Source organism: Wolbachia endosymbiont (group A) of Norellia spinipes (assembly GCF_964273535.1).
In genome coordinates this window covers 676,585-703,067 of the sequence record NZ_OZ187006.1, presented here as the reverse complement: position 1 = coordinate 703,067, position 26,483 = coordinate 676,585, and the positions used below count along the sequence as shown (strand labels likewise).

Below are 26,483 nucleotides of genomic sequence, written 5' to 3'. Positions count from 1 at the left end.
CTGTGTAACTTGCAAATACTTTTTACTAGATTCCAGCGTCATGCGCTGGAATGACATGGTATCCTGCTGCTCCTTTCTTGTCATCCCGCGCGGAACAATTAACCGTCATACCGTCACGGTATCTCTAGATCCCGCTAACAAGTAGCGGGATGACGATTGCCAGGGTGTCATGCAAGTAGCTGACACATAACTGTACGAACATTACCTCCTTGGACAATGTTCGTACAGATGTAGGTGCTAAGTTTTACAAACACTGTCGTGCTGAACCTTGAATATCCACTTCTTTCAATTCAGTGTCAGGAGCGATGGGTTTTGATATTGTGTATGTAATGCCACCGGCTATCAGTGCAGATACCATAGAAGCTGCAACTATTAATAGAGCAGACAATCCAGAAGCAATACTAAGAGCAGCACCTACTACTAACATAGCTGCAAGGCTCGCATAGACAACTTTTGGGGAAAATTGTCTTTTTCCTACTTTTTCTAGCGACACTTCATTTGTTTTAGTTTTGCCTAATTCACCCTTAAGTGGTGTGTTTTCATTTTTCAGATTTTTTATTTCTTGTTTTAGTAATTCATTCTCTTTATTGAGTTGTTTCAACTTAGTCTCATGTCCAGCTATGCAACTTTTTGATTCTTCTAGTTCCTTTTGCGTTTTTTCTAACAACGCTTCTGCTTTAGAATACTGACTTTCTGTTTTGTCTAATTTATCCTTAAGCGTTGCGTTTTCATTTCCTAGCTCTTGTATTTTTTGTTTTAGTGATTGATTCTCTTCGTCGAGTTTATTAAGTGTTTTCAGCCTAGCCTCATGTCCAGCTACGTCATCCTTTAGTTCTGCTAGTACTTTGTGCGCTTTTTCTAGTGACACTTCATTTGTTTTAGTTTTTGTTTTTTCTAATTCACTATTAAGCGTTGCGTTTTCATTTCCTAGCTCTTGTATTTTTTGTTTTAGTGATTGATTCTCTTCGTCGAGTTTATTAAGTGCTTCCAGCCTAGTTCCATGTCCAGTGACACAATTTCTCAATACTTCTAGTTCCTTTTGCGCTTTTTCTAATGGTACTTCATTTGTTTTAGTTTTTGTTTTGCCTAGTCCACCCTTAAGCGTTGCGTTTTCATTTCCTAGCTCTTGTATTTTTTGTTTTAGTGATTGATTCTCTTCCTTTAGCTGAGCACATAATTTTTTTAATTTAACTTTACGTTTTTTAACCTTTTCTGTTTCTTCTGGAGTTTCCGTTGCATTGTGTGTTTTGGAATGGGAAGAAGTACCAGATACAACCTCAGATAGCTGACCACACATACTGTTTAGTCTATCTATTATTAGGCCTTCATCCTTTATCAATGAGCGATCTGCTCCATGTTTTATCAAAAGTTTTGCTAATTCTTTATTGTCATTTGCAAGAGCGTAATATAATGGAGTATACTCAGCTTTATCTTGTGCATCAACATCTGCTCCTTTATCTATTAGATATTCTGCAATCTCCACATAACCAAGTACAGCAGCATAGTGTAAAGGGGTATGGCCATCTTTACTCTGTACATCAACTTTTGCTCCATATTCTAACAAAAGTTTCACTGATTCTTTATTATTGTTTCCAGCAGCACGATGTAAAAGAGTCAATCCATTTTCATCCTGTGTATTGTGTTTTTCTAACTCTTTACCGATGTCTTCTGTGGAAGTATTTATTCCACTGTCACTACTATTACTTTCATCAATAGTCGAATCTAAAGAGATCTGTTCCCCATTATGTATAGTATACTGCTGTTCTGTGTGTTGATTGTGCAAATAAGTTTGTTCTATGCGCTTCTGATTATTGGCAAGTCGTTGTTCTGCCTCTTGCAACTTTTGCGCCACAGCATCTCTTTTAGCCTGTTCTCTTTCTAATGTATCACCTACTTTGTCTGTATTGTTTTCATTAATGATTGAGTTTGAAGAAGTCTGTTCATTCTCATTTTGTACATAGATTTTTCTGTTGTTTGGTGTAGTTCCATTGTTCTCTCCCTGACCTTTTGCATTCCATGCTTGCACTGCAGCAGTTATTTTATTTCCGCCCACAGCTAAATTTCCTGGAGTTTTATTATTAGGCTGCGGTAAAGTGCCTTGTCCATAAGTTAGTCTTTTCTTTCTTGCCTCAGCATAACGTTGTTCTCCTTCCTTTAACATTTCTACTATGATATCCTTATTTGGTATATTGCTAACCATATCTCTTGGAGTTCGGCCTTGACTATCTTTTAGTAAAGGATTTGCGTTAGCATCTAATAAAAGCTGAACCATCTCTTGATGACCATGCAAAGCAGCAATGTGCAAAGCAGTGAATTTAGAATTAAAATCACCCGATATTTGTTCATCAACTTTTACTTTCTTTTCTAGTAGGAGTTTTACTATTGGTACACTGTTACATTCCACAGCAAGATGTAACAATGTGTAACTTGCAATTTTATCTAAATCTTGTATCATGAATAGCTTATCTATCTTCAAATTGTTATAAGTGCTATATGCTTCTGGGTTTACACCTTTTAGCTTACTCCCTATCCTTTCAAGCAAATTATCCTTATTCAAACCTTTACTCTCACTCACATTGCGTATTATTTCAAAAAACTTTTCCTTTTCTATTGCCACAACCTTTCCTCTCAATTTATTTATTATTGCTGAATAGTCTCACAAAAAAGTTAAGTTTGTCGAAATTCGATGTTTGATCTAAAAATTAGTCATAAACATTTTCTTCCAATTCGTTGTCATTCAACTCCCCTGTCATCCCAGCACCTTCTTCTGTCATCCCAGTGCGTGACACTGGGATCTCATTTTACTTTATGATGATGTCATGAAAGTAGCTGACACTGGAATCCAGAAGACAACCAAATAATAAAGGCTAGATCCCAGTGTCACGCACTGGGATGACAAAAAAAGGAGCACTGGAATGACACCCTACTTAACCCGTCATACCGCCGCGGTATCTCCTTAGAATAGATCCCGCTAACAAGCAGCGGGATGACGATTGTCGTTTAGCTACAAACATTAAGAAATTTACCAAGTAGAAAAAAAGGCAAAAGAAGCCCCATGGTTGGCTAATTACTTACATTATACTTTCAAGTATGGCGTTTTTTTATTCTAAACGTTTAATAACCGCGATTCAGTTGCTTTTAAGCCGCAACTAATCTAAATTATCAACATTAAGAAATTTACTAAACAGAAAAAAAGGCAAAAGAAACCCTAAGGTAGCTAATTATTCACTATCCATTTTTTAAGTTGGCGTTTTTTGATGTTTTAAATAGCGTATTTCAGCTTGTATAGGTAAAAACCTAGAAATTTGATAAAGACATAGAGTGCACATAGTGCAAAAAATTAAACATGAGACGCCAGATACGTGAGTTTTTTTGTCATTTAATCTGTACAGAGAAGATAAATAAATAGCTTCAGTTTCATGATAAGGGGGCTGGCGGAGTTTGTCAAGGAAGTTTTTTCACTTCTGCGGGCTACCTGGGTTAATATTATATAGGAGGTCTGCTGCCAATAAAGCCTAAACTTACCAAATACATTTCTGTAGATTCAGATCTACTTGACTTTGGTTTAAAATATTTTACTGTTTTAAACATTTTTTTTAGCTTGTTACAAAAATCTTTATCAGATTCTCCTTGGAAAATTTTTACTACAAACGTGCCACCATGGCTCAAGAAATGCTTTGCAAAATTGAGCGCTGCCTCACATAAAAGCATAATTCTGATATGATCCAACGATTTTAAACCACAAGATTCGGGCGCCATGTCAGATAAAATTACATCAAATTTTTGATCCTTGAATTTTTCTCTTAAAATTTCAAGCCCATTGATAATATCACATTGTATAAACTCTACTCCATTAATTGCGTTCATTGGTTTCATGTCAAGAGCAACTACATTTGCACCTTTCTGAGACGCGACTTGTGACCATCCACCAGGAGAAGCACCAAGATCAATAATTTTTTGCCCTTCTTGGAATAATTTAAATTTATTATCCATTTCTACCAGCTTATATGCTGAGCGTGACCTATAACCATCCTTGCTAGTTTTTCGCACATACTGATCATTCAAATGACGATGTAGCCACCTTGTTGAAGATAGTTTTCTGCCTCTAGCCGTCTTTACTCTAGTTTTTATTGCTAATACCCTACTTATTATTGATTATATCTTTGAGCTCTTTTTCAACTACTTCTTTTACCAGTGCATGTAGATATTTATTCAGCCATTCTGAGAGCTGAGGTTTTAAAAGAGATGTAACTAATTCTTCAACAGTAAGATTCGCTCTTTTTTGTTGTTTATGCTGCAATTCGTTTTGCATTTTTCCAAGCAGCGCTTTGATCTCTTCCATATTCTCTTTTAAAATTAGATGATCATTATTTTGCGCTTGTAAGCCGCTATTACTCGCTTTGTTATTACTCATTTGGATATTATCGTACAAATCAATGTCTTTTTTTTCTTCTGAATTGTAGCTATGGCCATTAAATTGGTTGTTGCAAGCCATTTCCTCACTTTGGTCATCATTATCAATGTTCTCTTCTTTACCATTTTCTTTTTTGCCATCTTCTTCTATGTCTTCTGGATACTCTTCTTCAAGGCATAGCACATCATCATTTTCATCCTTTATTTCTGCTTTATCGTTACTTGCGTTTTTACCCGATATAGCTTTTTTTATATCTTCTAGAATATCTTTTACAGATTGATTGCCTTGTTCATCATGCATAGTGCTAATACCATTAAATTTAGAGATTTATACTATTTATTATAAAAAGCAAATTATAAACACTAGTTACATAATTGCTTTTTGCTTCAACTAAGTCTGAACGTGCTTTAAATAATGCATCTTCAGTGTCCAAAAGGTCAGATGTACTCTTTAAACTTAAGTTTACCTCTTGCTCAACTCCTTCCAATGCTAAAGCTGCTGCTTTTTCCGCTTCTTGACTTGCTTTAATAATGGCTTTTGCTGTTAGCACATTATTCCAAGCATTTACAACTTCTTGTTCTATATTTTTTACCGTTTCATAATAATCGTAGGTAGATTTTTTTGCATCCATTTTAGCTTTACTGACACCAAAAGCATTCGCTCCTTTTTTAAAGATTGGAACATCAAGAGTAAAAACTATATGAACATTTTCTAATAGCTTGTCTAATTTTACACCATCCTTCCCAAAATTTTTGCTTGCGCTTAGATTTAAAGAAGGAAGCCACTTGGAGCTTTCAGCGATCACTTCCATTCCGGCTGCTCTTTTTTGATAAACTGCTGCTTTTAGAGATAAATTATTGGTTTTTGCTAATTGTAAACATTCATTTAGCTCTGGGACAGAAGGTAGTTTATCATTAGCTTCAGAAAGGTCATCAGCATCTTCGCCAATCAAATGATAATAAGCAATATTTGCCAATTTTAATTTACCTTCAGCATCAACTCTTTCGGATATAGAAGACGAAAATTTTGCTTTTGCTAGCAAAACTTCAGCGTTAGTAACTTCTCCAAGGGAAAAGCGTTTTTTCATAGCTGACAAATGTTCCAAAGAAACGCGTTCTTTATGTTCTCTGAGCTTTAATATTTCTGTCTTTTGTAAAACACCAACATATGCTTTCACAGCATTAAGTGCAACCTCTTGTTTTAATTGCTGAAATCGCATTTTTTCTGCTTTGAGAAGATGACTTGATCGACTGAATGTGGCAAAGGTGCCACCTCCATCTATTATCCTTTGGCTTAATATCAGACGTTTTCCAGGTAAATTAGGTTGATTATAAAGATTAAAATTACTATCAAAATTGTACTGCAAACTAATGTCAGGTAAAAATCCAGCTAACCCAGAAGACTTAAGCTGTTTTTCTGCGCTTTTATATTGGTAAAATTGAGACTTTATTTTTGAGCTATTTTTGATCGCTTTGCTTATAACTTCTCCCACATCGGTTGCATAGCAACTTATAGTACCAAAAATTATCGCAAGTGTAATAATCAATCGAAACATTCTACTTCCTGTGCATATTGGTTGCGCAGCTCAATTACTAACATAAATTACTTTAATAATCAATAACTAATATTGTTGACACTATTGAGAAATTAAGTATATAGTAGCTTACTATTGTTTAGTTAAATTAAAATGAAAACTTTTTTCTTAAAAGAGAAACAAATCGACAAAAAATGGTTTGTCATAGATGCAGAAGGATTAGTGGTAGGAAGGCTTGCAGCATTTGTAGCGACACTATTGCGTGGAAAGCATAAACCTGAGTATACACCTCATATGGATTGTGGCGATAATGTAATTATTATCAACGCAGAAAAGGTGCATTTTACCGGGAAGAAGCTTAAAGATAAAATTTACTATAAGCATACAGGTTATTCTGGTGGTTTGAAGAAAACTACTCCAGATAATATTTTAAATGGCAAATTTCCTGAGCGTGTAATAAAAATGGCAGTGAAAAGGATGCTTGATGATGGCCCTATGGCGCGTAGACGCTTTGAAAATTTGTATGTTTATTCTGGTTCAGAGCATAAGCATCAAGGGCAGCAACCTGAAAAGATAGATTTTGCCTCTTTGAATCGTAAAAATAAAAAGTAATGGAGTAAAAATGAAGAGTTTTACAATAAATAATAATGATTGGTCAGAAAAGACAATTAAATCAGCAGTTGATTCGCTTGGTCGTTTATATGCTACAGGCCGAAGAAAAGAATCTGCAGCAAGAGTATGGATAAAGCCGGGAAGTGGAAAATTTAGTGTTAACAAAAAAGGCGATCTAATTTCTTATTTTAAAAGAGAGTCAGTGTGCCAAATAGTGAAAATGCCATTTGTAGCAACTTCTACGTTAGACAAATATGATGTATTCGCAACTGTAAAAGGTGGAGGGCTATCTGGTCAAGCAGGTGCTCTAGCTCATGGAATAAGCAGAGCTTTAAGTAGTGTAAGCCAAGATTTGCATTCTATATTACGTAATGGTGAGTTCTTAACTAGAGATTCGCGTGTTGTTGAACGTAAGAAATATGGTCAACATAAAGCTCGGAAAAAGTGTCAATTTTCTAAGAGATAGTTATTTCATAGTGGTGTTTTTTTGTAAGTATTATACAAATATTTGCAAAAGTGTATAATATCCTCTATTTTTGTGATGAATTTAGTTGACTATCGGTGTCAACATAATATGCTATTTGTGTGATTTTTCAATATTAAGGTAATTTATGAGTAAAGAAGATATAATAAAACAATTAAAGGAAGATTGTTCTGGTCAGAATATAGATATAACAAAATCTGATTTGAGCAAGATTCATGATGCGTTTATTAAAATAATAAAGGATGAGCTGCATGGGAAAGGTGAAATACGTTTGCATGGAATAGGAACATTTTCTACTGCTATAAGTCAGGAGAAACAATGTCGTAACCCCCAAAATGGTGAGATCATGACTGTTCCTGAAAAGACAAGGGTAAAATTTAAAGCAAGCCAAACTCTTTTAAGTATTTTAAATGAGAAGGAAAAAGCAGCAGTTAGTTAGACATTATCATTTTCATTGTTTTTACTACGCTGTGTAAGCCATAAAATACAGCTTCGCTAATTAAATAGTGGCCTATGTTAAGAGCTGAGATGTGAGGTATTCTTGTCATCTTCTTAGCGTGTTTATAAGTTATGCCATGTCCTGCGTGGCATTCTATTCCTAATTTATTGACGTACTCTGCAGCATTAGTAATTAACTGTAACTTTTTCTCTGATGGATTATCACAGTAATCCCCTGTATGAATTTCTATTATGTCAGGTTTTATCTCTAGCTTCTCAAGATATTTTAGTTGATTAATATTTGGATCGATAAACAGTGAGACTTTTATGCTAGAGCTATGCATTTCCTCTATTATACTAGAAAGTTTGCTGTGCATATTAATGATATCCAGGCCACCTTCGGTTGTTAATTCTTCTCTTTTTTCTGGTACTATACTAATCGAATAGGGTTTTACCTTTTTTGCTATTTTAAGCATTTCTTCCGTTGCTGCAATTTCAAGATTTAGCTCAGTGCTAATGCTTTTTTTTAGGTTAAATACGTCTTCATCTCTAATATGCCTTCTATCTTTTCGTAAGTGTACAGTAATAAAGTCTGCTCCAGCGTCAATGGCTATTTCTGCTGCTTTCAATAGATCTGGGTAGGAAGTTCCGCGTGCGTTGCGGAGGGTTGCAACGTGATCAATATTAACACCTAGTTTCACAATCTACCTCAAAAATTATTTATGGATTATACATGTTATTAGGTCTTTTGCATAGTCATTGTTTGATTAGCAATACCATAGCCGAGAGACGGGGTTGGCGAAATGTGTCAAGATGGCCTAGCATCACGCGCTGGAATGACATTTGGGAGTATATTATCCGTTTGTCACTTCTAAATGATAAAAGCCTCAATGAATTTATTAGTTTATTACATGTCTCTTTTCATGTATAAATCTATAGAAAGTTTTATACGGAAGTTGTTTTATGAGCAAAATTATAGAAATCAGAGCGCCAAAAACTCTTGGTGGTGAGTCAGTTACGGAAGGTATAGTAAAAATAAAGAAAAATATTGGAGAAGCAGTAAAAGTAGATGACTTGATCTTTGAAATTGAGACTGACAAAACAGCACTCGAATTAACTGCAGAAGCTTCAGGGCAAATAACTGAATTTCTCGTAAAGGAAGATGATGTAATAAGTCCTGATCAATTGTTAGCGAAGTTTTCCGTGGGGGAAGTAAAAGAGGAAGCGAGAAAAGAAGATAAAAGCGAAAGTTCTGCCAAAAAAGATGCTCCGTCAGCTCGTAAAATTATGGAGGAAAATGCAATCAGCGCAGAAAGTGTCAAAGGAACTGGCATGGGAGATAGGATAACAAAAGCAGATGTAATAGGCCATATAAACAAAACAGAACAGCCTGCAATAAAACAATATGAATTGCCAAAAAGTGTAGTAAGTGGAGAGCAAAGAGAGGAACGAGTAAAAATGAGTAAAATAAGGCAAGTAATTGCCGCTCGTTTGAAAGCATCGCAAAATACTGCTGCAATACTGACCACGTTCAATGAAATTGACATGAAAAATGTCATGGATCTAAGAGCAAAATATAAGGATGCCTTTGAAAAAAAATATGGAATAAAACTTGGTTTCATGTCGTTTTTTATAAAGGCAGCAGTGCAAGCACTGAAAGAGATCCCTGAAATTAACGCTGAAATCTCAGGCGATGAAATCATATATAAACATTACTATGACATAGGTGTTGCTGTTGGCACTGACAAAGGCCTTGTTGTACCTGTTATTCGGAGTGCTGATCAGATGTCATTTGCAGAAATTGAGTTGACTTTAGTTGCTCTTGGCAAAAAAGCACGAGAAGGCAAATTACAAGTATCAGAAATGGAAGGTGCAACATTTACTATTTCAAACGGTGGAGTATACGGTTCACTTCTTTCCACTCCGATAATAAACCCTCCGCAATCTGGAATACTTGGAATGCATTCGATACAAAACAGGCCAGTTGCTGTTGGTAATGCAGTAGAAATCAGACCGATGATGTACATTGCTCTCTCTTACGACCACAGAATAGTTGATGGCAAAGGAGCAGTTACTTTCCTTGTCAAAATAAAAAATTATATAGAAGATCCAAATAGATTAGTTTTGGAAGTGTAAATTGGTATTAACTTAAACAATGTCAGCAATTAAAAATGACAAGCAAGTTTTTCTAGAATCAGAAGGTTTCTAAGGCGGATGGTAAAATAGGAAAAATCGGCAAATGGCATCAAAAATTGATAGTCGCTCTTGGTTATTACTTGTTACCGAACTTGTTGCACAGCAATTTCCAAAGTGGGCTCACTTAGAGATCAAACCTGTTGAACTCAGTGGTATAGACAATAGAACTTTTCGCTTGGGTGAAGAGATGTTGATCAGGCTACCAAGCGCAGAAGATTATGCGCTACAAGTTCTAAAGGAGCAAAAATGGCTTGAGATACTTGCACCACATTTGTCATTTTCTATTCCTAAGCCACTTGCAATGGGACAACCATCAAAGCATTATCCCTGGAATTGGTCAATATATAAGTGGATCGAAGGGGAAAGCATAAATGCATTGTCTATAGATGATCTGGATTTACAGATTATTGCTTCTCAGCTTGCACAATTTTTGAATGAGTTACATAAAATTGATGTTAAAGGAGGCCCTAATCCTGGACTCCATAACTTCTGGCGCGGCGATCACGTATCAGTCTATGACACAGAGGTAAGATCGGCCATTAAGGAATTGCAAGGTTTTATTGATGCTAGAACTATAATGTCCTTTTGGGAAAAAGCTATAAGCTCAAGATGGAACAAGAATCCAGTATGGATTCATGGTGACTTTGCAAGCGGGAATATCCTAGCGAAAGATGGATGTGTAGCTGCTGTAATCGATTTTGGATGTGTGGGTGTCGGCGATCCAGCCTGTGACTTGGTAATTGCCTGGACACTTTTGAACAACGAAAATCGGAGAATCTTCAAGTCACATCTATATTTAGATCCAGACACGTGGGCCAGAGCAAGCGGCTGGGCTTTATGGAAGGCACTAATTACAATGCGCGACTGGAAGACAACAGAAGTTATGAAACAACAGAAAATTATTAATGAAATTCTAAATGAAGAAGCTTAGTTTAACCAAAGATTTTCAGTCCTATTTTTGCATACCTACCTTTCTTTGCTGTTCTCAAGTGAATTACTCTTAATCTAGCATAACTAACAACTTAAACGAACAACTATTTTCAGCAAACTAAACAATGCCTGTGATAGGTTCTTAATTTGAAAAGACTCCCCGAATCTAATATGTCATTGCTGTAGGCTGCATTTAGTAATATAATCTCATATTAAATAAGACGTTACTTAAGTTTATGCTAGATTCTCCGCTAATTTTGACAGCCATTCTTATATTTTTCATTTTTACGTTGTCATTCTTTTTTATAAGAAAGATATTTGGGTCAACAAACAAGAAGATAATAAAATCCTTCCGAATCTAATATGTCATTGCTGTAGGCTGCATTTAGTAATATAATCTCATATTAAATAAGACGTTACTTAAGTTTATGCTAGATTCTCCGCTAACTTTGACAGCCATTCTTATATTTTTCATTTTTACGTTGTCATTCTTTTTTATAAGAAAGATATTTGGGTCAACAAACAAGAAGATAATAAAATCCTTTAGGAAAATTGTTCAGCAAATAAATGCATTAGAAACAGAAATGCAGAGCTTATCTGATGAGGAGCTTGCTGGTAAAACTCAAGAATTCAAACAGGAATTGAAAAATGGGAAAACGTTAAATGATCTTCTCGTACCTGCATTTGCAGTTGTGCGTGAAGCCTCTCGCAGGTTTCTTAACATGAGGCACTTTGATGTTCAGTTGATTGGTGGAATGGTGCTCCATAACGGCATGATATCAGAAATGAAAACAGGAGAGGGAAAGACACTCGTTGCAACTTTAGCTGCATACCTTAATTCTTTAGAAGGGAAAGGCGTGCACGTCGTAACTGTTAACGACTACCTTGCGAAACGAGACACAGAGTGGATGAGCAAATTATATAATTCTCTTGGGGTTTCTGTTGCGTTTATCACGAATAACTTGACAGACGAAGAGAGAAAAGAGGCTTACAGTGCAGATATCGTGTATTCCACAAATAACGAGCTTGCCTTTGATTACCTGCGAGACAATATGAAATTTTCTCAAGAAGATATGGTTCAGAGAGGCTTTCACTACGGAATAGTTGATGAAGTAGACTCAATACTCATTGATGAAGCTCGCACTCCGCTTATTATTTCTGGCCAGATTGAGGAAAACAATCAGATATATAAGCATATCAATAAAATAGTAACCAAATTAGTTGACTCTGATTATGAGGTGGATGAAAAGGGTAGGGCAGTGTTCCTTACTGAAGATGGTATTTCACGAGTGGAAGAACTACTCAGGTCATACAATCTCATTCCTGAAAATTCCTCGCTCTATGATACTGACAGCATGATAATGACTCATTATATAGACCAAGCATTACGTGCACATAAGCTGTTTACTGCTGATAAAGATTATATAGTAAAGGATGGCAAGGTAGTGATTATTGATGAATTTACTGGGCGTATGATGGAGGGCAGGAGATATTCCGATGGTCTTCATCAGGCACTTGAAGCGAAGGAAAATCTTGAAATTCAGCATGAAAACCAAACTTTAGCATCGGTCACATTTCAGAATTACTTTCGTATGTACAATAAACTTTCCGGAATGACTGGAACAGCAGCAACAGAGGCAGAAGAGTTTCGTGATATATACAGACTAAATGTAGTAAAAATTCCAACCAATGTACCTGTAAAAAGAGTTGATATTGATGATGAAATTTATGGCACAGGAAAAGAAAAATTTAATGCTGTGTTGAAGTTTATAGAAGAATGCCACAAATGCCTTCAACCGGTCCTTGTTGGCACGGTAAGCATCGAAAACTCTGAGAAGCTTTCTGCGCTTTTGCAAAGCCATTCTCTTAAGCATTCAGTATTGAATGCTCGTTATCATGAACAAGAGGCGTACATAATAGCACAAGCTGGAGTGCCAGGTAGTATCACTATAGCAACTAACATGGCAGGACGTGGAACTGATATTCAACTCGGTGGAAACGCTGAAATGATTGCAAAGGTAGAGCTAAAGAAGATAAAAAATGCTGATGAAAGAGAAAAAAAATACCAAGAAATAGTCGAAAGAGTAAAAAAAGATAAGGAAATTGCTATAAAAGCTGGTGGTTTATGCGTGGTTGGAACCGAAAGACATGAAAGCAGGAGAATAGATGATCAATTACGCGGCCGTTCTGGTCGTCAGGGGGATCCTGGACTTTCTAAGTTCTTTTTATCGCTTGAAGATGACCTAATGAGAATATTTGGTTCTGATAGAATGAGAAGCTTTTTACAAAAAGTAGGGTTAAAGAATAACGAAGCTATTCATCATCCATGGATCAATAAGGCACTTGAGAAGGCGCAGAAGAAAGTTGAAGCTAGAAACTATGATGTGCGGAAGTCTTTGCTTAAGTTTGATGACGTAATCAACAACCAACGTAAAGTTATTTTTAAGCAGAGAAACAATATCTTAGGCAACGAAATTAATGATTTACTTGAAGTATATAGCGAAGTAAATGAGAGCATAGTAGAAGGTATAATCCAAAGTGGCTATTATGAGGATTATATTGAAGATATAGTCAAAGAATTCCATACAAAGTATGGAATAACGCTTGATAAAGAAGATTTAGCAAAGTTTTTAAACAAACAAGAAGCTTTGAATTATATAAATGATAAGATACAAGAATTTTTTACTGAGAAAGAAAAATATTTCAACAGTCAGCACACTACAGATTTGTGGAATACGATCGTGAAGCAAATGATGATAATGACACTTGATCATTTATGGAGGGAACACCTTTCAACTTTAGAAAGCTTAAGACAAAGCATAAGCTTACGTGCCATGGGGCAGAAAGATCCACTGAATGAATTTAAACGCGAAGCTTTCTTGATGTTTGAGTCAATGCTTGAAAAATGGAAGGAACTCACCATTCATCGCTTAGCACACTTTAAGTTGGCAGACAACCAAGAGATAGGCAATAGGTTACATTCTGCTAGAAATAGCAGACTTTCCAAAGTCTCAAGAAACGACAAATGTCCTTGCAACTCCGGAAAGAAATACAAGCACTGCCACGGCGCGGTTACTGTGGTAAATTAGTAACTATGGTTGTACAGTTTGTTTATTTCCATCAACATTACTGCAGCTAACCTCACTTAGCTTACTGTTTAATGAATGCTCTGATGACTTATACGCAACCCCATAGGAAATTCCACCAACGATCAGTGCAGATGCCACAGTAATTCCAACTATTGCTAGTGCAGATAATGCAGTAGCGTAAACGAGTCCTAATGGAACTACAACAGCAGATATAACAACCCCAACGGCTCCTGCTTTTGTAGCTTTAGGCCTATGTATACATGATGGGTCTGCACCATAATTTAGCAGAAGTTTTGCCATTTCTGGATATTTACTATGCCAAGCACAACTCAAAGGGGTATATCTATTTTTATTTTGTAGATTGATATTAGCTCCATTTTTTAGTAGAAGTTTCACTGTCTTTATATGCCCGTGCTCAGCAGCATAATGCAAAGGAGTTCTTTCACCTTCATCTTGTAGATTGATATTAGCTCCATTTTTTAGTAGAAGTTTCACTGTCTTTATATGCCCGTGCTCAGCAGCATAATGCAAAGGAGTTCTTTCACCTTCATCTTGTAGATTGATATTAGCTCCATTTTTTAGTAGAAGTTTCACTGTCTTTGTATGCCCGTGTTTGGCAGCATAATGCAAAGGAGTCCCTTTATCTTCATCTTGTGCATTAACGCCTGCTCCTTCTTCTAGCAAAACTTCTACTACTTGTGTATGCCCATGCTGAGCAGAATAATGTAAGGAGGTTTTTTCCCATTCATCTTGTACATTAACATTAGCTCCGTTTTTTGTTAAGTATCTTACTACTTTTTCATAGCCATTTTCAGCTGCTGTAAGTAATAAATTGCACTTGAGTATTATAAACGTGTAATTTATATCAAATTCGCTTTTTTTCCACTCATCATATATAAGTTGATTTTCCTGCTGCAGCTTATCTTTAATTCTATCAATTAAATTTTCCTTACTCAGATCTGGACTACTGTTGACTTCTTGTAGTATTAACCTTAATGTCATTTCCTTCTCCAAGATATAAAATTTTATTATGGCATATGAAGTGGATTATGTCAATGAAGAACTAAGAAACTGGTTCTTCTTTTTTTCTATAGCTTTAGGTTTACCTACAATTTGAAAAACAACAAATTCGTCATTCCGCCGCAGTATCTCTAGATCCCGCTAACACGTAGCGGGATGACGAGTTACTTAACGTCATACCGTGATTTATTCACGGTATCTCAACCGCTAACAAAGCGGGATGACAGCAATCCTACGTCATACCGCCGCGGTATCTCTAGATCCCGCTGCGGTATGACTAGACTTTTTGATTTACTCCCACTCAATGGTTGCTGGTGGTTTAGAAGTTAAGTCATAGACAACTCTATTTACTCCGGAAACGTTATTAACAATTATACTGCCAACATTCTGTAAAAAGTCCCAAAACACTAGCGAATGCTGATCCTTATCTTCAAATGGAAATGCATCAGCCGTCATACCATCGGACGATGTTACAGCCCTTAAAGCACAAACATATCCGTATGTACGACCATCTCCCATGACGCCTACAGTTTTTATTGGTAATAATACAGCAAAAGCTTGCCATATCTTATCGTATAGATCGTAATTTTTCATCGTATTAATATATATTTCATCTACTTCTTGCAATATTCGCACCTTTTCTTCATCGACTTCACTTATAATCCTCACTGCAAGTCCGGGTCCAGGAAATGGATGTTGAAATATTATCTCGTCTGAAAGCCCAATTTCTTTTCCAAGTAGCCTTACCTCATCTTTAAAGAGGTAGCGTAAAGGCTCTACTAGCTTCAGGTTCATCTTTTCTGGCAACCCACCAACATTATGGTGAGACTTAATTGTACTAGTGTTGTCTGAGGCATGCCCTGACTCAACTATATCAGAGTAGATGGTACCTTGCATCAAAAAATCCACATCACCTATTTTTTTTGCTTCTTCTTCAAACACTTCAATGAAAGCGTTACCGATAATTTTTCGCTTTTTTTCTGGATCAGTTATTCCCTTTAACCTACTCAAAAATAAATTTGATTTATCAACGTAGTTTATCGGAATTTCTTTCAACATAGCAATGGTCTGGTTCTTGCGTAACAACCCAGTATCGATAAAAATACAGTTCAATTGTTTTCCTATAGCTTTATGTGTGAGAGCCGCTGCAACACTTGAATCAACCCCACCACTTACTGCAGCGATTACTTTTTTCTCTCCTACTACATTTTTGATTTTTTCCTTCTGCTTTTCAATAAACGATTTCATTGTCCAGTCTCTCTCGCAATTTGCAATATCCAAGAAGTTAGAGAGCAATTTACTGCCATTTGTTGTGGGCCTCACTTCAGGATGGAACTGAGTACAGTAAATCTTCCGCTGTTCGTTGACAATTATTGCAATTGTTTGATTTATCACACCTGATGCGATAACAGTAAATCCCTGTGGTATAGTATCAACACTGTCCGCATGGTTCATTAATACATCCACTTCAGAATTAACATCCCAGGTATCCTTTATAATGGGGGATTCTTTTAGTATCTTGATTTTAGTTCTGCCAAACTCCTGTTTGAAACTCTCTTTTACTTTTGCTCCAAAATAATGACAAATGAGTTGCTGTCCATAGCATATTCCAAGTATAGGAACGTTTGTTGCCTTATTAAGTTTTATAATTTCATGTACTACTCTACTTGTTTCAGAACAATCATCATTTACAGATTGTGGTCCTCCAGAGAGAATAAACCCATTGAATTTTGATATTGTTTCAAAACTGATGTTGCTTGGAAATATTTCGCAATACACACCCATTTCCCTGACTTGTCTTGCGATAAGCTGTGTAAATTGTGAACCAAAATCAATAATGGCAATTGCTGACAATTTGCTCCTCCATATTATTTAAAAGTGATATCTGATAATAAAGAAAATAAAGAAGTAAGTAAACTAAGACCTCTTAAAAGCTTTGATGTATGACTTAAACGTTAGCTATGATTTATTTTGAGTTGATAGAAACTTTGCACGGCGGTGACTCAGAGTCCTCAGTTTTTCTTTGGGGTCAAGGCATACTTTAAAAAAATCCCAACCGTTGCAACTTTTACCGGTAATTCTTGTGCCAGCCGTAGAAGGAGCACTATATTCTTCCCCATTGTAAATAAACTTTCCCTCATTACTGACTGTAACTTCATACATTTTCTTTTTATATTCTCCAACAAGTGTTCTACCTATAAAAAGAGCTTTAATAACTTTTTGATTTTGCGTTAAGCCATCATCATCAACTTGCACAATTTCTTTAGGTTTATCTATTTTGAGCTCATTTAGTGGCTCATTACCCACCATATTGTTTAATACTTTATTTATTATATATGTTACTGCCTCATCTTTGACTTCTTCTACCCTTTTGTCTACATATTTTTCTACTTCACTACGCACATGCCTTTTCAAACTTTCAAGCAAATCCTGTAAGTCGAGTAAAGTTAATTCAGATGTTTCCATAAAAACCCCCAGTTTTATTATCACGTATCAATAATACATCTAGTATACTTAAAATATCTTTAAGAAAGGCGACTCTGACCCTCAGGTAGCTAATGTTAACTACCGATATCGTACGTGAACCAAAATCAATGATGGCAATTGCTGACAACTTACCCCTCCATATTATTTAAAGCAATATCTGATAATAAAGAAAATCATGGGGCAAGTAAACTATAGCTAAAGTGGCTTAGGTTTACCTACAATTTGAAAAACAACAAATTCGTTATTCCGCTACTTGTTAGCGCCGCGGCGGTATGACGTAGGGAAACCTTCTTGGGTTAGCTATATCTGTTTTGCCACTCTGCTGAACGGATACTTTGAAAGTAGATCTATTATAGAATTGATATGAGCCTTATTTTACCTTAATCGTTTATAACCTTTGGCACTACGAAATACCCATGCTCAGGTTTTGTATTGGACAATATCTCTTCTTTAATGTTTTGAGAATTTATAACATCATCGCGTACATGAATGTCCTTGTCTATACTGCCATAACGCATAGGAGAAACACCTTCAGTATTAACTTGTAATAAAGTATCATGTATCCAATCCAGCATTGTCAGTTCTTTGGAGTAGTGATCAATCTCGTCATTTGATAACTTAATCCTTACAAGCTGTGCAATTTTAAGCATTTCTTCCTTGGTAATTGTTATTTTTCTCTTATTTGCAAATTCTATTAGTGAAGTAATAACGTCTTCTGTTGACTTAGCTGGCATCTTTACCTCCTTGGATGAAGTGAGTTAAAATATCTACGACCGAAACAACTTCTATTTTACCAGTTTTTTCAAGTTTGTGAAGTATAGTATCCGTAATCACTAATTTATCTAAAGAAGAGGAAGAAATTTTTTCAACTGCACTTCCTGAAAGCACGCCATGTGTGATGCATGAAATTACGGACTTTGCTCCGCAATTTTTTAAAGCAAGGGCTGCATTACACAATGTTCCACCAGAGTCAACTATATCATCAACAATGACACAATTTTTATTCGCAACTTCTCCTATTATGTTCATTACTTGAGATGTGACTGCTTTCTCCCTATATTTATCTACTATAATAATCTTATCACTTAACCCTATCTTGTACTTTTCCTCTAAAGTCTTTGCAAAAGCACGTGCTCTGCCAATTGCTCCAACATCAGGTGCAACAATTGCCAAATTTTCCGTGTGTATACAGTCAACAAATGCTTCAAAGCAGTTCAAATTAGTTATCGGTACATCAAAGAATCCTTCAATTTGACTTGAGTGCAAATCAATCACTGCAACACTACTTGCACCTGCAGTTTGAATAAGATTTGCAACTAATTTGGCATTTAAAGCAGATTGCATATCATTGTTCTTGATAATTCTATCTTGTCTGCTATATCCATAATAAGGAATAATTACTACTATCCTTTTGGCTCCTAATCTATTTACTGCATCAATTATAAGCAGAAGCTCCATAAGGTTATCATTCACAGGGGGAGAAAGAGATTGTACTATGTATACTTCTTGATTATATAGATCATTTGCTACTTCTACATTTACCTCGCCATCGGTAAACTTTGATATCCAAGCAGAGGATGGTTGAACATCTAGCCGGTTAACTACTGATTCCCCTAATTCTTTACTAGCATTACCTATTATTATCTTCATAATATACCAATTGAGCTTGTAAGATTATACAGAAATTATGAAATAATTGAAATGTAAATTTCTTTATCTAGCATTCTTGTCGGCAAATTAGGTACCTCTTGTACAATGACCTGTCATTTTCACGCATTGTTTCAATATACAGACCCAAATTGAAACAACTATACAAAATCCTGCTTATGTTTCAAGATAAATGACTTTAATGAAATATAATTTACCTTACCACTTCGTTTTGATTCTCCAGTTCAACATAGGATAAATTACTCATACATTCTCCTAGTATTTCCTCCTTTTTATCATTATCTAGTCCACTGCTAAACCCCTGACACTTTTTCTCAAGAGCTAAGCGTGTAGCTATCTTACTGTTTCAGACGATAATTCCGGCAACTCATTACGAATCTTTTCCTGCTCTTCCTCAGAGAAATTGCCAAGGTTTTCCCTGGCCATTTCAGAAAATTTTTGAGTAATCGTTTCTTTTATCATTCCACCAACTTCCTGTTTATTTAGTGTAATAACTACCGATGGATGCAAGCCAGATAAAGACTCAACCATTTTATTGTATGTTCCACCTGAAGTAAGTAAAATAGCGAGGTTTAAATGGCATTAAGATCAAAATTATTGGATGAAAAAGTGGTTCACTAATAATGAGAATTGGTATTAGCTATAGAAAACTTGTATAGATTTTTTCTACTTCTGTGATATCATAAGCCTGTAATGATAAAATAAGCAAATATGGATAAGTCAGCGTATGAGATCATAGAACATGAGTATGATGTGGTAGTAGTGGGTGCAGGTGGAGCAGGGCTCAGAGCAACGCTTGGGATGGCTGCAACTAATTTTTCAGTTGCCTGCATTTCTAAAATTTTCCCTACACGAAGTCATACAGTTGCAGCACAAGGCGGAATTAGTGCAGCTTTAGGTAATATTGGTGAAGACGATTGGCGCTGGCATGCATATGACACAATAAAAGGTTCAGACTGGCTTGGTGATCAAGATGCAATAGAATATATGTGTAAAAACGCTGCTAAAGCTGTTATTGAACTTGAAAATTTTGGCGTACCTTTTTCTCGTACAGAAGATGGCAAAATATACCAGCGCTCTTTTGGTGGAATGACAACTCACTTTGGTAAAGGAAAATCAGCGCAGCGCACTTGTGCAGCGGCAGATAAAACTGGGCACGCAATCCTTCACACTCTATATCAGCAGTGTCTTAAATTCAACGCTGAATTTTTTGTTGAATACTTTGTGATTGATTTAATTATGGATAGCGAAACCGGAGCATGCTGCGGAGTTCTTGCTTGGTCGCTATGCGACGGCACATTACATAGATTTCGCGCACATTCGGTGGTGCTAGCAACAGGTGGATATGGACGTGTTTATTTCTCTGCAACAAGTGCGCATACCTGCACAGGTGATGGTAATGGCATGGTGGTGAGAGCTGGGTTACCACTTGAAGATATGGAATTTGTACAATTTCATCCAACAGGAATATATGGCTCAGGGTGCTTGATGACAGAAGGGTGCCGTGGAGAAGGGGGGTACCTCGTTAATTCTCAGGGCGAAAAGTTTATGGAACGTTACGCACCAAAAGCAAAAGATTTAGCTTCCCGTGATGTGGTAAGTCGTGCAATAACAATTGAAATTAGAGAGGGAAGGGGAGTTGGACCGAAAAAAGATCACATGTATTTAACTATAGCGCATCTTGATCCGGAAGTAATAAAACTCAGATTGCCGGGCATCAGCGAAACCGCAAGAACTTTTGCTGGAGTTGATGTCACTAAAGATCCAATACCTGTTATTCCAACTGTTCACTACAACATGGGCGGCATTCCAACCAATTATCATGGAGAAGTGATCACGCTGAAGCAAGGTAAGGAAGAAGTGGTAGATGGACTATTTGCAATTGGAGAAGCTGCATGTGTCTCTGTGCACGGTGCAAATCGACTTGGTTCTAACTCACTTCTTGATCTTGTGGTTTTTGGTAGAGCTGCAGCGCTCAGAACAAAAGAGAAACTAAAATCCGGTACACCACATAAAAAATTGAGCTCAGATTGTACAGATTGGATAATAGGTAGGTTTAATAAAATGCGATTTGCTTCTGGGAAGCTCAAAGTAGCAAAAATACGCAGCGAAATGCAGAACACTATGCAAAAGTACGCATCAGTGTTCCGTGTTGCTGAAGTTTTAGAAGAAGGTAAAAAAGCTATAAAAAAGGTAGCAAAAATGATGCCTGATGTTTCACTTGAGGATCGCAGTATGATATGGAACAGTGATTTAGTTGAAGCACTGGAGCTTGCTAACATGATCCCACAAGCGGTTATTACCATGGAATGCGCAGCCAATCGAGAGGAGAGTAGAGGTGCTCATGCTCGTGAAGATTTTCCTGAGCGTGATGATAAAAACTGGATGAAACACACCATAGCGTGGCTTGAAGAAAAGAAAGGTCAAATTAACGTAAAAATTGATTATAAAAAAGTGGCTGAAAAAACTCTGAGCGATGAAATTGACTTCATCGCTCCGGAAAAGAGGGTATACTAGTTATATTGTTAACCCATCTGCGGGAGATTTTGTTGATGTATCTTTCTTTTTGGATTTCTTGCACGCTTTGTCTGTCGGTCATTGTCAGTAGAGTTCTTTGTTTTATTAGTTAGTTTTTCAAAACATTTCTTAACACCACTAAACCCTAAAGTGAGAGCAAGACATGTAGCTATAGCAATAGCTGCGAGGAATAAAGCGGCAAGGGCCCCAATGTAACCCTGAGAGACACCATATGCTACAGCTGAAATGAAAATAACCGTTGTTATGGATATTAATGTTTGACGGGTTCTCTTTGCTGGATCTATGTACTTTCCAGCAGCAGATACTGCTTTTCCTGTAGTAGATGCTGTTTTTTCTATAAAAGAACCTGCTTTTTCAATGCCAGACTGACATTTTTTTGAAGCAGTTTTACAGTGGTATTTTTCCTCGAGTTTCTCCTTTAGCTCTCTAACCTTTTTTTGTGCTTCTTGTGTAATTCTTGGATATTCTTTTAAATTAAGTAAAGTTAGATAATACTTTTTAGTATCAAATGTTTGACCTTCCAACTCTAGAGAACAGGGATCAGCGCCCATTTCTAGCAGCATTGCACAAAACTTTGTTGTATTGCTACAACTAACTGTTGAATCAAAAATTGTTCCTTGCTTTAGATATTCAATTTTTTCTTTCCTTGCTTTTGTTTTTAGCACCGCTTGTAGAGGCGTGTCTTCTTTCTGGTTGGTAGCATTCATAGCTTCTCTCAATTTATCTTGAGATATCACTTCTTTTTCTACTAAATTCAAAATCAACTCCAAATATGCAACTTTTTGCTCTCCTTTAAGTAAAGCAATATGATGTAAAGCATTGTTGCCATTTGTGTCTTTCAGGCTAATATCCGCCCCTTTCTGTAGTAACTCCTCAAAAAGTTTTTTATCATTATTTTCAATTGCTGAATGTAATGGATTACTATCTGGAGTATTTATGGTATACCCTATAATTTCTTTAATTTTTGTTTCTGTATTGGTTTTTATTTCTGGTTCTAATTCAGACTTCTTTACTGACTCTGCCAATTTTTCTAAGAAGTTAAGATAATATATTTTTTGTTTTTCGCTTAACTCCTGTAATTCTTCTTTAGACAACTGCAAATCATCAATATTTGCTCCTAATTTGAGCAATTGTATAGCAGATACTATTGTATTGTCGTAGTGTGGTATAAGTTTTTTAAAAGGTGTTAAAGTTTTTCTAGGTGTAGTCTCAAAACTATGTTTTTCTTTTGTTACTTTACTAAGTAACAATGCTTGCAGTGGTGTTTGACCGTTGCCATTTTTATCGTTTACAGCTTTTTCAAGTTGTGCTTTAAGTTGCTCTTTTCCTTCCTCTTTTCCTTCCTCTTTTCCTTCCTTCTTACTCACATCTAGTACTGTATTTAAAAAATCAAACTTTTGTTTTTTCTCTAATTGTGTAACTATTAGGTGTAAAATATTATTTTCCTTTTCATCTTTTGCACTGCTAATATCCTTACAACCTTTCAGATATTCTTAAAATTTCTTGCGATTTCCATTTTTAATTGCTTTGAATATTGGCTGTTCCTCATCAGTATATTGAACATTGCTGTTCGTTATCCCGTTGGTTTTCTCCACTTCTTGGTTTTCATTTGCTGTGTAGGAAATTGGTATACCCGAAATGTGGTCTTTCTCATCAGCAGGATCATCTTCAGCTTCGCTACTGTTGCCGCTTTCGATTCCACTGTCTCCATTGTCAATCGTCATCCCGTTGTCTTTCTCTACTCCTTGCCCTTCACTTATTGTGTTAGCACTACTGATTGAATGCTTCTTACTAGCGTTATGATCATCTTCAGCATCGCTACTGTTGCCGCTTTCGGTTTCACTCTCCATACTCCCTCTACGACCAATTTCATTTTGATCAACGTTATCAGGATGATCTTTTTTGCTGCTCTTGTTAATAGCTTCTGAAATTACTTGTTCTATTTCCTCTTTTTTTGTTGGGTCTAGTTTTTTTGACTGTTTGATTTCTTTTTTCAATGCTGGAAGGAAGTGTTGAGTATAATACTTATAATATTTTTCTTGTTCTTCAGGTGATTCTCCTAATTTGGTTAATACTTCGGTTAATATCTTAGGACTAGCCCCTTCCTTGAACAATCCCTTGCATTTGTTGAGAGTCTTGTCTTTCCCAACTTCTGGGTGTAGGTGTTTGTGCTTTCCTTTTGTTACTTTTTTCGTTATAATGCTCAATAATTCATTGTTGTGTACTAACTCACTAGATGTAGAATTTTCTTTTGTCATACCAAAGCCTCACTAAAAACTAACTATTTGTGTATCTTTGTAGTTGTAAGTGTCAACAATTTGAGATTGAGAACTAACAACTAAAAAGCTAGATTTAAATTTTAAAATGTTGTATATGTAATTGAAATACAGGCAGAAGAGCGTTTCTGCTAGTATCATAGTTAAACCTCACTTCAACGATTATCTACTATTTTAAATGTTTAGTTTTAAGAAAGGATAAATATTGGTATATAGCTAAAGTGAACAGGTGCAAAATGTGCTATACCGCGGCGCTAACGAGTAGCGGAATGACGGCATATCAAATTGTAGCTAGCTATAGAACGTTCCCTACTAGCTTATTTATGAATTGACGTAGTATTGATACATCGCTCATTTTAGTAGCTGGGTTTTCTGTATATTCTGATTGACTTGATGATTTTTGTACCTCTTGCTCTTCTAAATCGTTGGACTTATTTTCTATATCCTTAACAGAGTTATTGCATTGTGTATCATTTTTTGGTGCGTTATCTTGAAGTGTAAGTTGCTTTTCTTCAGTAAACTTTCCTTTAATTTTTCCAAATCCTTCATAAATATTTTCTAAATTTAAGTAAATAAGATAACAAACTCCAATAACTGCTATAATAGATGAGGCAGTTGCAATTGTAATACTTCCTTGAGAAGCGCTGAATATTACCGCACAGGCTAAAGCAGTAAATACAAGCGTTGTCACTACTTTACAAACAACATTATTGACATACTTCACAATATCGCGTGCTTTTAACTTCTTGCCAAAATTGCACTTCAGTTCAGTTCTCATATCATCTGGAATAAGCGCTCTACCAATTGATTTCTCTATTCCTTTTATAATTTTATAATACTCTTTGCTCCATAATCTTTCGGGTAGTATTAACTGCTTTGGGTCAACACCATTTTGCACTAATTTTACACAAAACTTGATCGTGTTATCACGGCTCTTAGGATTGACCAAATTATGTTTATCTTTTGTCGTCTTAGTAATGAGCGCTACTTGTAGTGGTGTGCGTTCTTTTTCGTTAGTGGCGTTTGCAGTTTTACTAAATTTCTCTTTTTCCACCGAATTTAAAATCAACTCTAAACATGTAACTTTTTGTTCTCCTTTGAATGAAGCAATATAGTGCAGAGCATTTTTTTCATCTTTATCTTGCACGGTAATATCTGCACCGTTTTGTAAAAATAACTCTAAGGCTTTATATCTATTTGTTTTTTCAAATTTCTTAAGTGATCGGTTCTCACTCTTCTCTTGTATGCGCTGGAGTACCAGATGGAGCGGTGTTTGCCCTTCTTTTTTATCATTTACAGCTTTTATAAATTGTTCTTTTTGGCTTGCTTCTAGCAATATATGGAGAAGTTTAAGTTTTTGTTTTGTTTCAGGTTTAACAATCAAGTGTAAAGCATTATTATCATCTGTGTCTTTAAGGCTAATATCTGCCCCTTTTTGCAATAGTTCTTTAAAAAGTTCTTTATCATTATTTTTAATTGCTAAATGTAATTGATAATTATCATTACTATCTGGAGTATTTATGGTACGTGGTATAATTTCTTTAATTTTTGCTTCTGTATTGATTTTTATTTCTGGCTTTAATTTAGATTTCTTTCCTTGCTCTGCTAATTTTTCTAAGAAATTACGATAGTATGTCTTTTGCTCTTCTTTTAAGCCTTGTAATTCTTTTGTAGATAATCCTAAATTATCAGAGCTGGCTCCATGCTCTAACAATTTTGTAAGAAACTTAAGTGTGTTATCATTATTTTGGATCGTATGAGACTCATGTTTTTCTTTTGTTATCTTGTTAATTAGTGCCACCTGAAGAGCGTCCTGATTTTCACTATTAATGAGTTGTGCTAAATCTTCCTTGGTGACCGTTTTTATTAGGATACCCAGAAACTTGCATTTCTGTTTCTTTTCGAGCGATGCAATAAGGTGTAAAACATTATTTCCTTTTTCATCTTTTATGCTGCTAATATCCGTACAATCTTTTAGATATTTTCTAAATTTCCTGTTATTTCCATTTTTGATCGCTTTTAGTAATTGAACATTATTATTCGTTATTCCGTTGCTTATTTCTACTTCATGATCATCTTCAACATCGCTACCGTAGCCACTCTCTGTTTCACTGTCCCTACGATCATTTTGGTTGTGGGTAAAACAATATTTGCTATTATAAGTAATTTCTGAAATTGCTTGCTTTACTCGCTCTTTTGTTTCATTTGGTGTTTTTTTCGATCGTTCTATTACTTCATCTAGCACTGGAAGGAAGCATTGGACATAATACCTATAATATTTTTCTTGTTCTCTAAGTGATTCTTCTAATTTAGTTAATACTTCAGAGCTAGCACCTTCCTCAAATAACCTTTTGCACTTCTTGAGGGTTCCATCTTGACCTCTTGGTTTTTCACGCTTGTGTTTTTCTTTTTTTACCTTTCTCTCTATAGTGCCATACAATTGCTCGTCTTTTCTATCCTGCTCTCGCTTTTTATTTTTATCTATGCATTCGTCTAACTTATCTGCATTAGTAGCTAGTGCGCTTAGATCTATACCCATACTAAAACCCCAATATTAAAAGCTATTTAAGTTGTCAGCACTAAACTAACAACCAAGAAGTTTGACTTTTAAATTGAGCTAAACGTTGTATATGTGATCAAAATATAGGTGGAAAGGCAGAAAACTAGTTTCTATTAGAAAATCTGTTATCATAGTCAAATCCTCACTTGAACAGTTGTCTACTATTTTAACCATTTAATCTTAAAAAATAATAAATATAGCTAAAGTGAGTAACTGCAAAACGTGCTACTGGCTAAA

22 protein-coding genes are annotated in these 26,483 nt (G+C 35.7%); 8 read left to right on the top strand and 14 right to left on the bottom strand.

The genetic code is table 11. The features are described from left to right. Positions 1–244 precede the first annotated feature (244 nt). Positions 245–2,617, bottom strand: coding sequence for an ankyrin repeat domain-containing protein (locus ACFZP3_RS03485; protein WP_386086853.1), 2,373 nt, complete (start codon positions 2,615–2,617; stop codon positions 245–247). 69 nt (positions 2,618–2,686) lie between these two features. Here ACFZP3_RS03485 and ACFZP3_RS03480 point away from each other — a divergent pair, with 69 nt between their 5' ends. Continuing rightward, the gene (locus ACFZP3_RS03480; protein ID WP_264688313.1) at positions 2,687–2,812 is read left to right on the top strand and encodes a hypothetical protein; all 126 of its coding nucleotides are present in this window, start codon (positions 2,687–2,689) and stop codon (positions 2,810–2,812) included. Between the two features lie 674 nt (positions 2,813–3,486). On the opposite strand, the gene ACFZP3_RS03475 is transcribed toward ACFZP3_RS03480, so the two are convergent. The 3 genes from ACFZP3_RS03475 to ACFZP3_RS03465 form a co-directional block, all read right to left on the bottom strand. Then, the gene (locus ACFZP3_RS03475; protein WP_253309385.1) at positions 3,487–4,065 is read right to left on the bottom strand and encodes an RlmE family RNA methyltransferase; all 579 of its coding nucleotides are present in this window, start codon (positions 4,063–4,065) and stop codon (positions 3,487–3,489) included. A 76-nt stretch (positions 4,066–4,141) separates the two neighbouring features. Then, positions 4,142–4,714, bottom strand: coding sequence for a PopZ family protein (locus tag ACFZP3_RS03470; protein WP_386086852.1), 573 nt, complete (start codon positions 4,712–4,714; stop codon positions 4,142–4,144). Between the two features lie 19 nt (positions 4,715–4,733). Next, positions 4,734–5,969 carry a TolC family protein gene (locus tag ACFZP3_RS03465; protein ID WP_264688311.1) on the bottom strand — a complete coding sequence of 412 codons (1,236 nt, stop codon included), beginning with the start codon at positions 5,967–5,969 and terminating at the stop codon, positions 4,734–4,736. 132 nt (positions 5,970–6,101) lie between these two features. Here ACFZP3_RS03465 and rplM point away from each other — a divergent pair, with 132 nt between their 5' ends. The 3 genes from rplM (at position 6,102) to ACFZP3_RS03450 (ending at position 7,483) form a co-directional block, all read left to right on the top strand. Continuing rightward, entirely contained in the window at positions 6,102–6,560 is a 459-nt protein-coding gene (gene rplM / locus ACFZP3_RS03460; RefSeq protein ID WP_253309391.1) for a 50S ribosomal protein L13, read from the top strand. Between the two features lie 10 nt (positions 6,561–6,570). Further along, on the top strand, positions 6,571–7,026 hold the full coding sequence (gene rpsI, locus ACFZP3_RS03455; protein ID WP_253309392.1) for a 30S ribosomal protein S9: 456 nt from the start codon (positions 6,571–6,573) through the stop codon (positions 7,024–7,026). Between the two features lie 145 nt (positions 7,027–7,171). After that, positions 7,172–7,483, top strand: a complete 312-nt coding sequence (locus tag ACFZP3_RS03450) for an HU family DNA-binding protein (RefSeq protein ID WP_264688310.1) — start codon at positions 7,172–7,174, stop codon at positions 7,481–7,483. On the opposite strand, the gene ACFZP3_RS03445 is transcribed toward ACFZP3_RS03450, so the two are convergent. Further along, entirely contained in the window at positions 7,476–8,183 is a 708-nt protein-coding gene (locus tag ACFZP3_RS03445) for a pyridoxine 5'-phosphate synthase (RefSeq protein WP_386086851.1), read from the bottom strand. The two genes, ACFZP3_RS03450 and ACFZP3_RS03445, sit on opposite strands and share 8 nt — an antisense overlap. A 262-nt stretch (positions 8,184–8,445) precedes the next feature. On the opposite strand from ACFZP3_RS03445, the gene odhB reads away from it, so the two are divergent. From odhB to secA, 3 genes are all read left to right on the top strand, one after another. After that, complete coding sequence (odhB, locus tag ACFZP3_RS03440; RefSeq protein ID WP_253309396.1) at positions 8,446–9,618, top strand: 2-oxoglutarate dehydrogenase complex dihydrolipoyllysine-residue succinyltransferase; 1,173 nt, start codon at positions 8,446–8,448, stop codon at positions 9,616–9,618. A gap of 103 nt (positions 9,619–9,721) precedes the next feature. After that, entirely contained in the window at positions 9,722–10,609 is an 888-nt protein-coding gene (locus tag ACFZP3_RS03435; protein ID WP_386086850.1) for an aminoglycoside phosphotransferase family protein, read from the top strand. A gap of 427 nt (positions 10,610–11,036) precedes the next feature. Further along, positions 11,037–13,697: a preprotein translocase subunit SecA gene (gene secA / locus ACFZP3_RS03430; protein WP_386086849.1), complete on the top strand. Its 2,661-nt coding sequence runs from the start codon at positions 11,037–11,039 to the stop codon at positions 13,695–13,697. A gap of 3 nt (positions 13,698–13,700) precedes the next feature. On the opposite strand, the gene ACFZP3_RS03425 is transcribed toward secA, so the two are convergent. From ACFZP3_RS03425 to ACFZP3_RS03400, 6 genes are all read right to left on the bottom strand, one after another. Continuing rightward, positions 13,701–14,699 carry an ankyrin repeat domain-containing protein gene (locus ACFZP3_RS03425; protein ID WP_386086848.1) on the bottom strand — a complete coding sequence of 333 codons (999 nt, stop codon included), beginning with the start codon at positions 14,697–14,699 and terminating at the stop codon, positions 13,701–13,703. A 309-nt stretch (positions 14,700–15,008) separates the two neighbouring features. After that, a complete protein-coding gene (guaA, locus tag ACFZP3_RS03420; protein ID WP_386086847.1) occupies positions 15,009–16,571 on the bottom strand; it encodes a glutamine-hydrolyzing GMP synthase in 1,563 nt (520 codons plus the stop codon). A 105-nt stretch (positions 16,572–16,676) separates the two neighbouring features. Continuing rightward, positions 16,677–17,183: a DUF2924 domain-containing protein gene (locus ACFZP3_RS03415; RefSeq protein WP_253309401.1), complete on the bottom strand. Its 507-nt coding sequence runs from the start codon at positions 17,181–17,183 to the stop codon at positions 16,677–16,679. Positions 17,184–17,584: 401 nt separating this feature from the next. Next, positions 17,585–17,938: an Asp-tRNA(Asn)/Glu-tRNA(Gln) amidotransferase subunit GatC gene (gatC, locus tag ACFZP3_RS03410; protein WP_065094978.1), complete on the bottom strand. Its 354-nt coding sequence runs from the start codon at positions 17,936–17,938 to the stop codon at positions 17,585–17,587. Further along, a complete protein-coding gene (locus tag ACFZP3_RS03405; RefSeq protein WP_386086846.1) occupies positions 17,928–18,854 on the bottom strand; it encodes a ribose-phosphate diphosphokinase in 927 nt (308 codons plus the stop codon). The genes gatC and ACFZP3_RS03405 overlap by 11 nt, the downstream gene beginning before the upstream one ends. A 351-nt stretch (positions 18,855–19,205) precedes the next feature. Continuing rightward, positions 19,206–19,403 (bottom strand): hypothetical protein, encoded by a 198-nt coding sequence (locus tag ACFZP3_RS03400; protein WP_264688305.1) that lies wholly within the window; start codon positions 19,401–19,403, stop codon positions 19,206–19,208. Between the two features lie 180 nt (positions 19,404–19,583). Here ACFZP3_RS03400 and sdhA point away from each other — a divergent pair, with 180 nt between their 5' ends. Next, positions 19,584–21,389 carry a succinate dehydrogenase flavoprotein subunit gene (gene sdhA / locus ACFZP3_RS03395; RefSeq protein WP_386086845.1) on the top strand — a complete coding sequence of 602 codons (1,806 nt, stop codon included), beginning with the start codon at positions 19,584–19,586 and terminating at the stop codon, positions 21,387–21,389. An 8-nt stretch (positions 21,390–21,397) separates the two neighbouring features. Here sdhA and ACFZP3_RS03390 read toward each other — a convergent pair whose 3' ends face one another. The 3 genes from ACFZP3_RS03390 to ACFZP3_RS03380 form a co-directional block, all read right to left on the bottom strand. Beyond that, positions 21,398–22,777 carry an ankyrin repeat domain-containing protein gene (locus ACFZP3_RS03390; RefSeq protein WP_386086844.1) on the bottom strand — a complete coding sequence of 460 codons (1,380 nt, stop codon included), beginning with the start codon at positions 22,775–22,777 and terminating at the stop codon, positions 21,398–21,400. A gap of 126 nt (positions 22,778–22,903) precedes the next feature. Next, on the bottom strand, positions 22,904–23,668 hold the full coding sequence (locus ACFZP3_RS03385) for a hypothetical protein (protein ID WP_386086843.1): 765 nt from the start codon (positions 23,666–23,668) through the stop codon (positions 22,904–22,906). Positions 23,669–23,981: 313 nt separating this feature from the next. Beyond that, on the bottom strand, positions 23,982–26,225 hold the full coding sequence (locus ACFZP3_RS03380) for an ankyrin repeat domain-containing protein (RefSeq protein WP_386086842.1): 2,244 nt from the start codon (positions 26,223–26,225) through the stop codon (positions 23,982–23,984). Between the last annotated feature and the right edge of the window lie 258 nt (positions 26,226–26,483).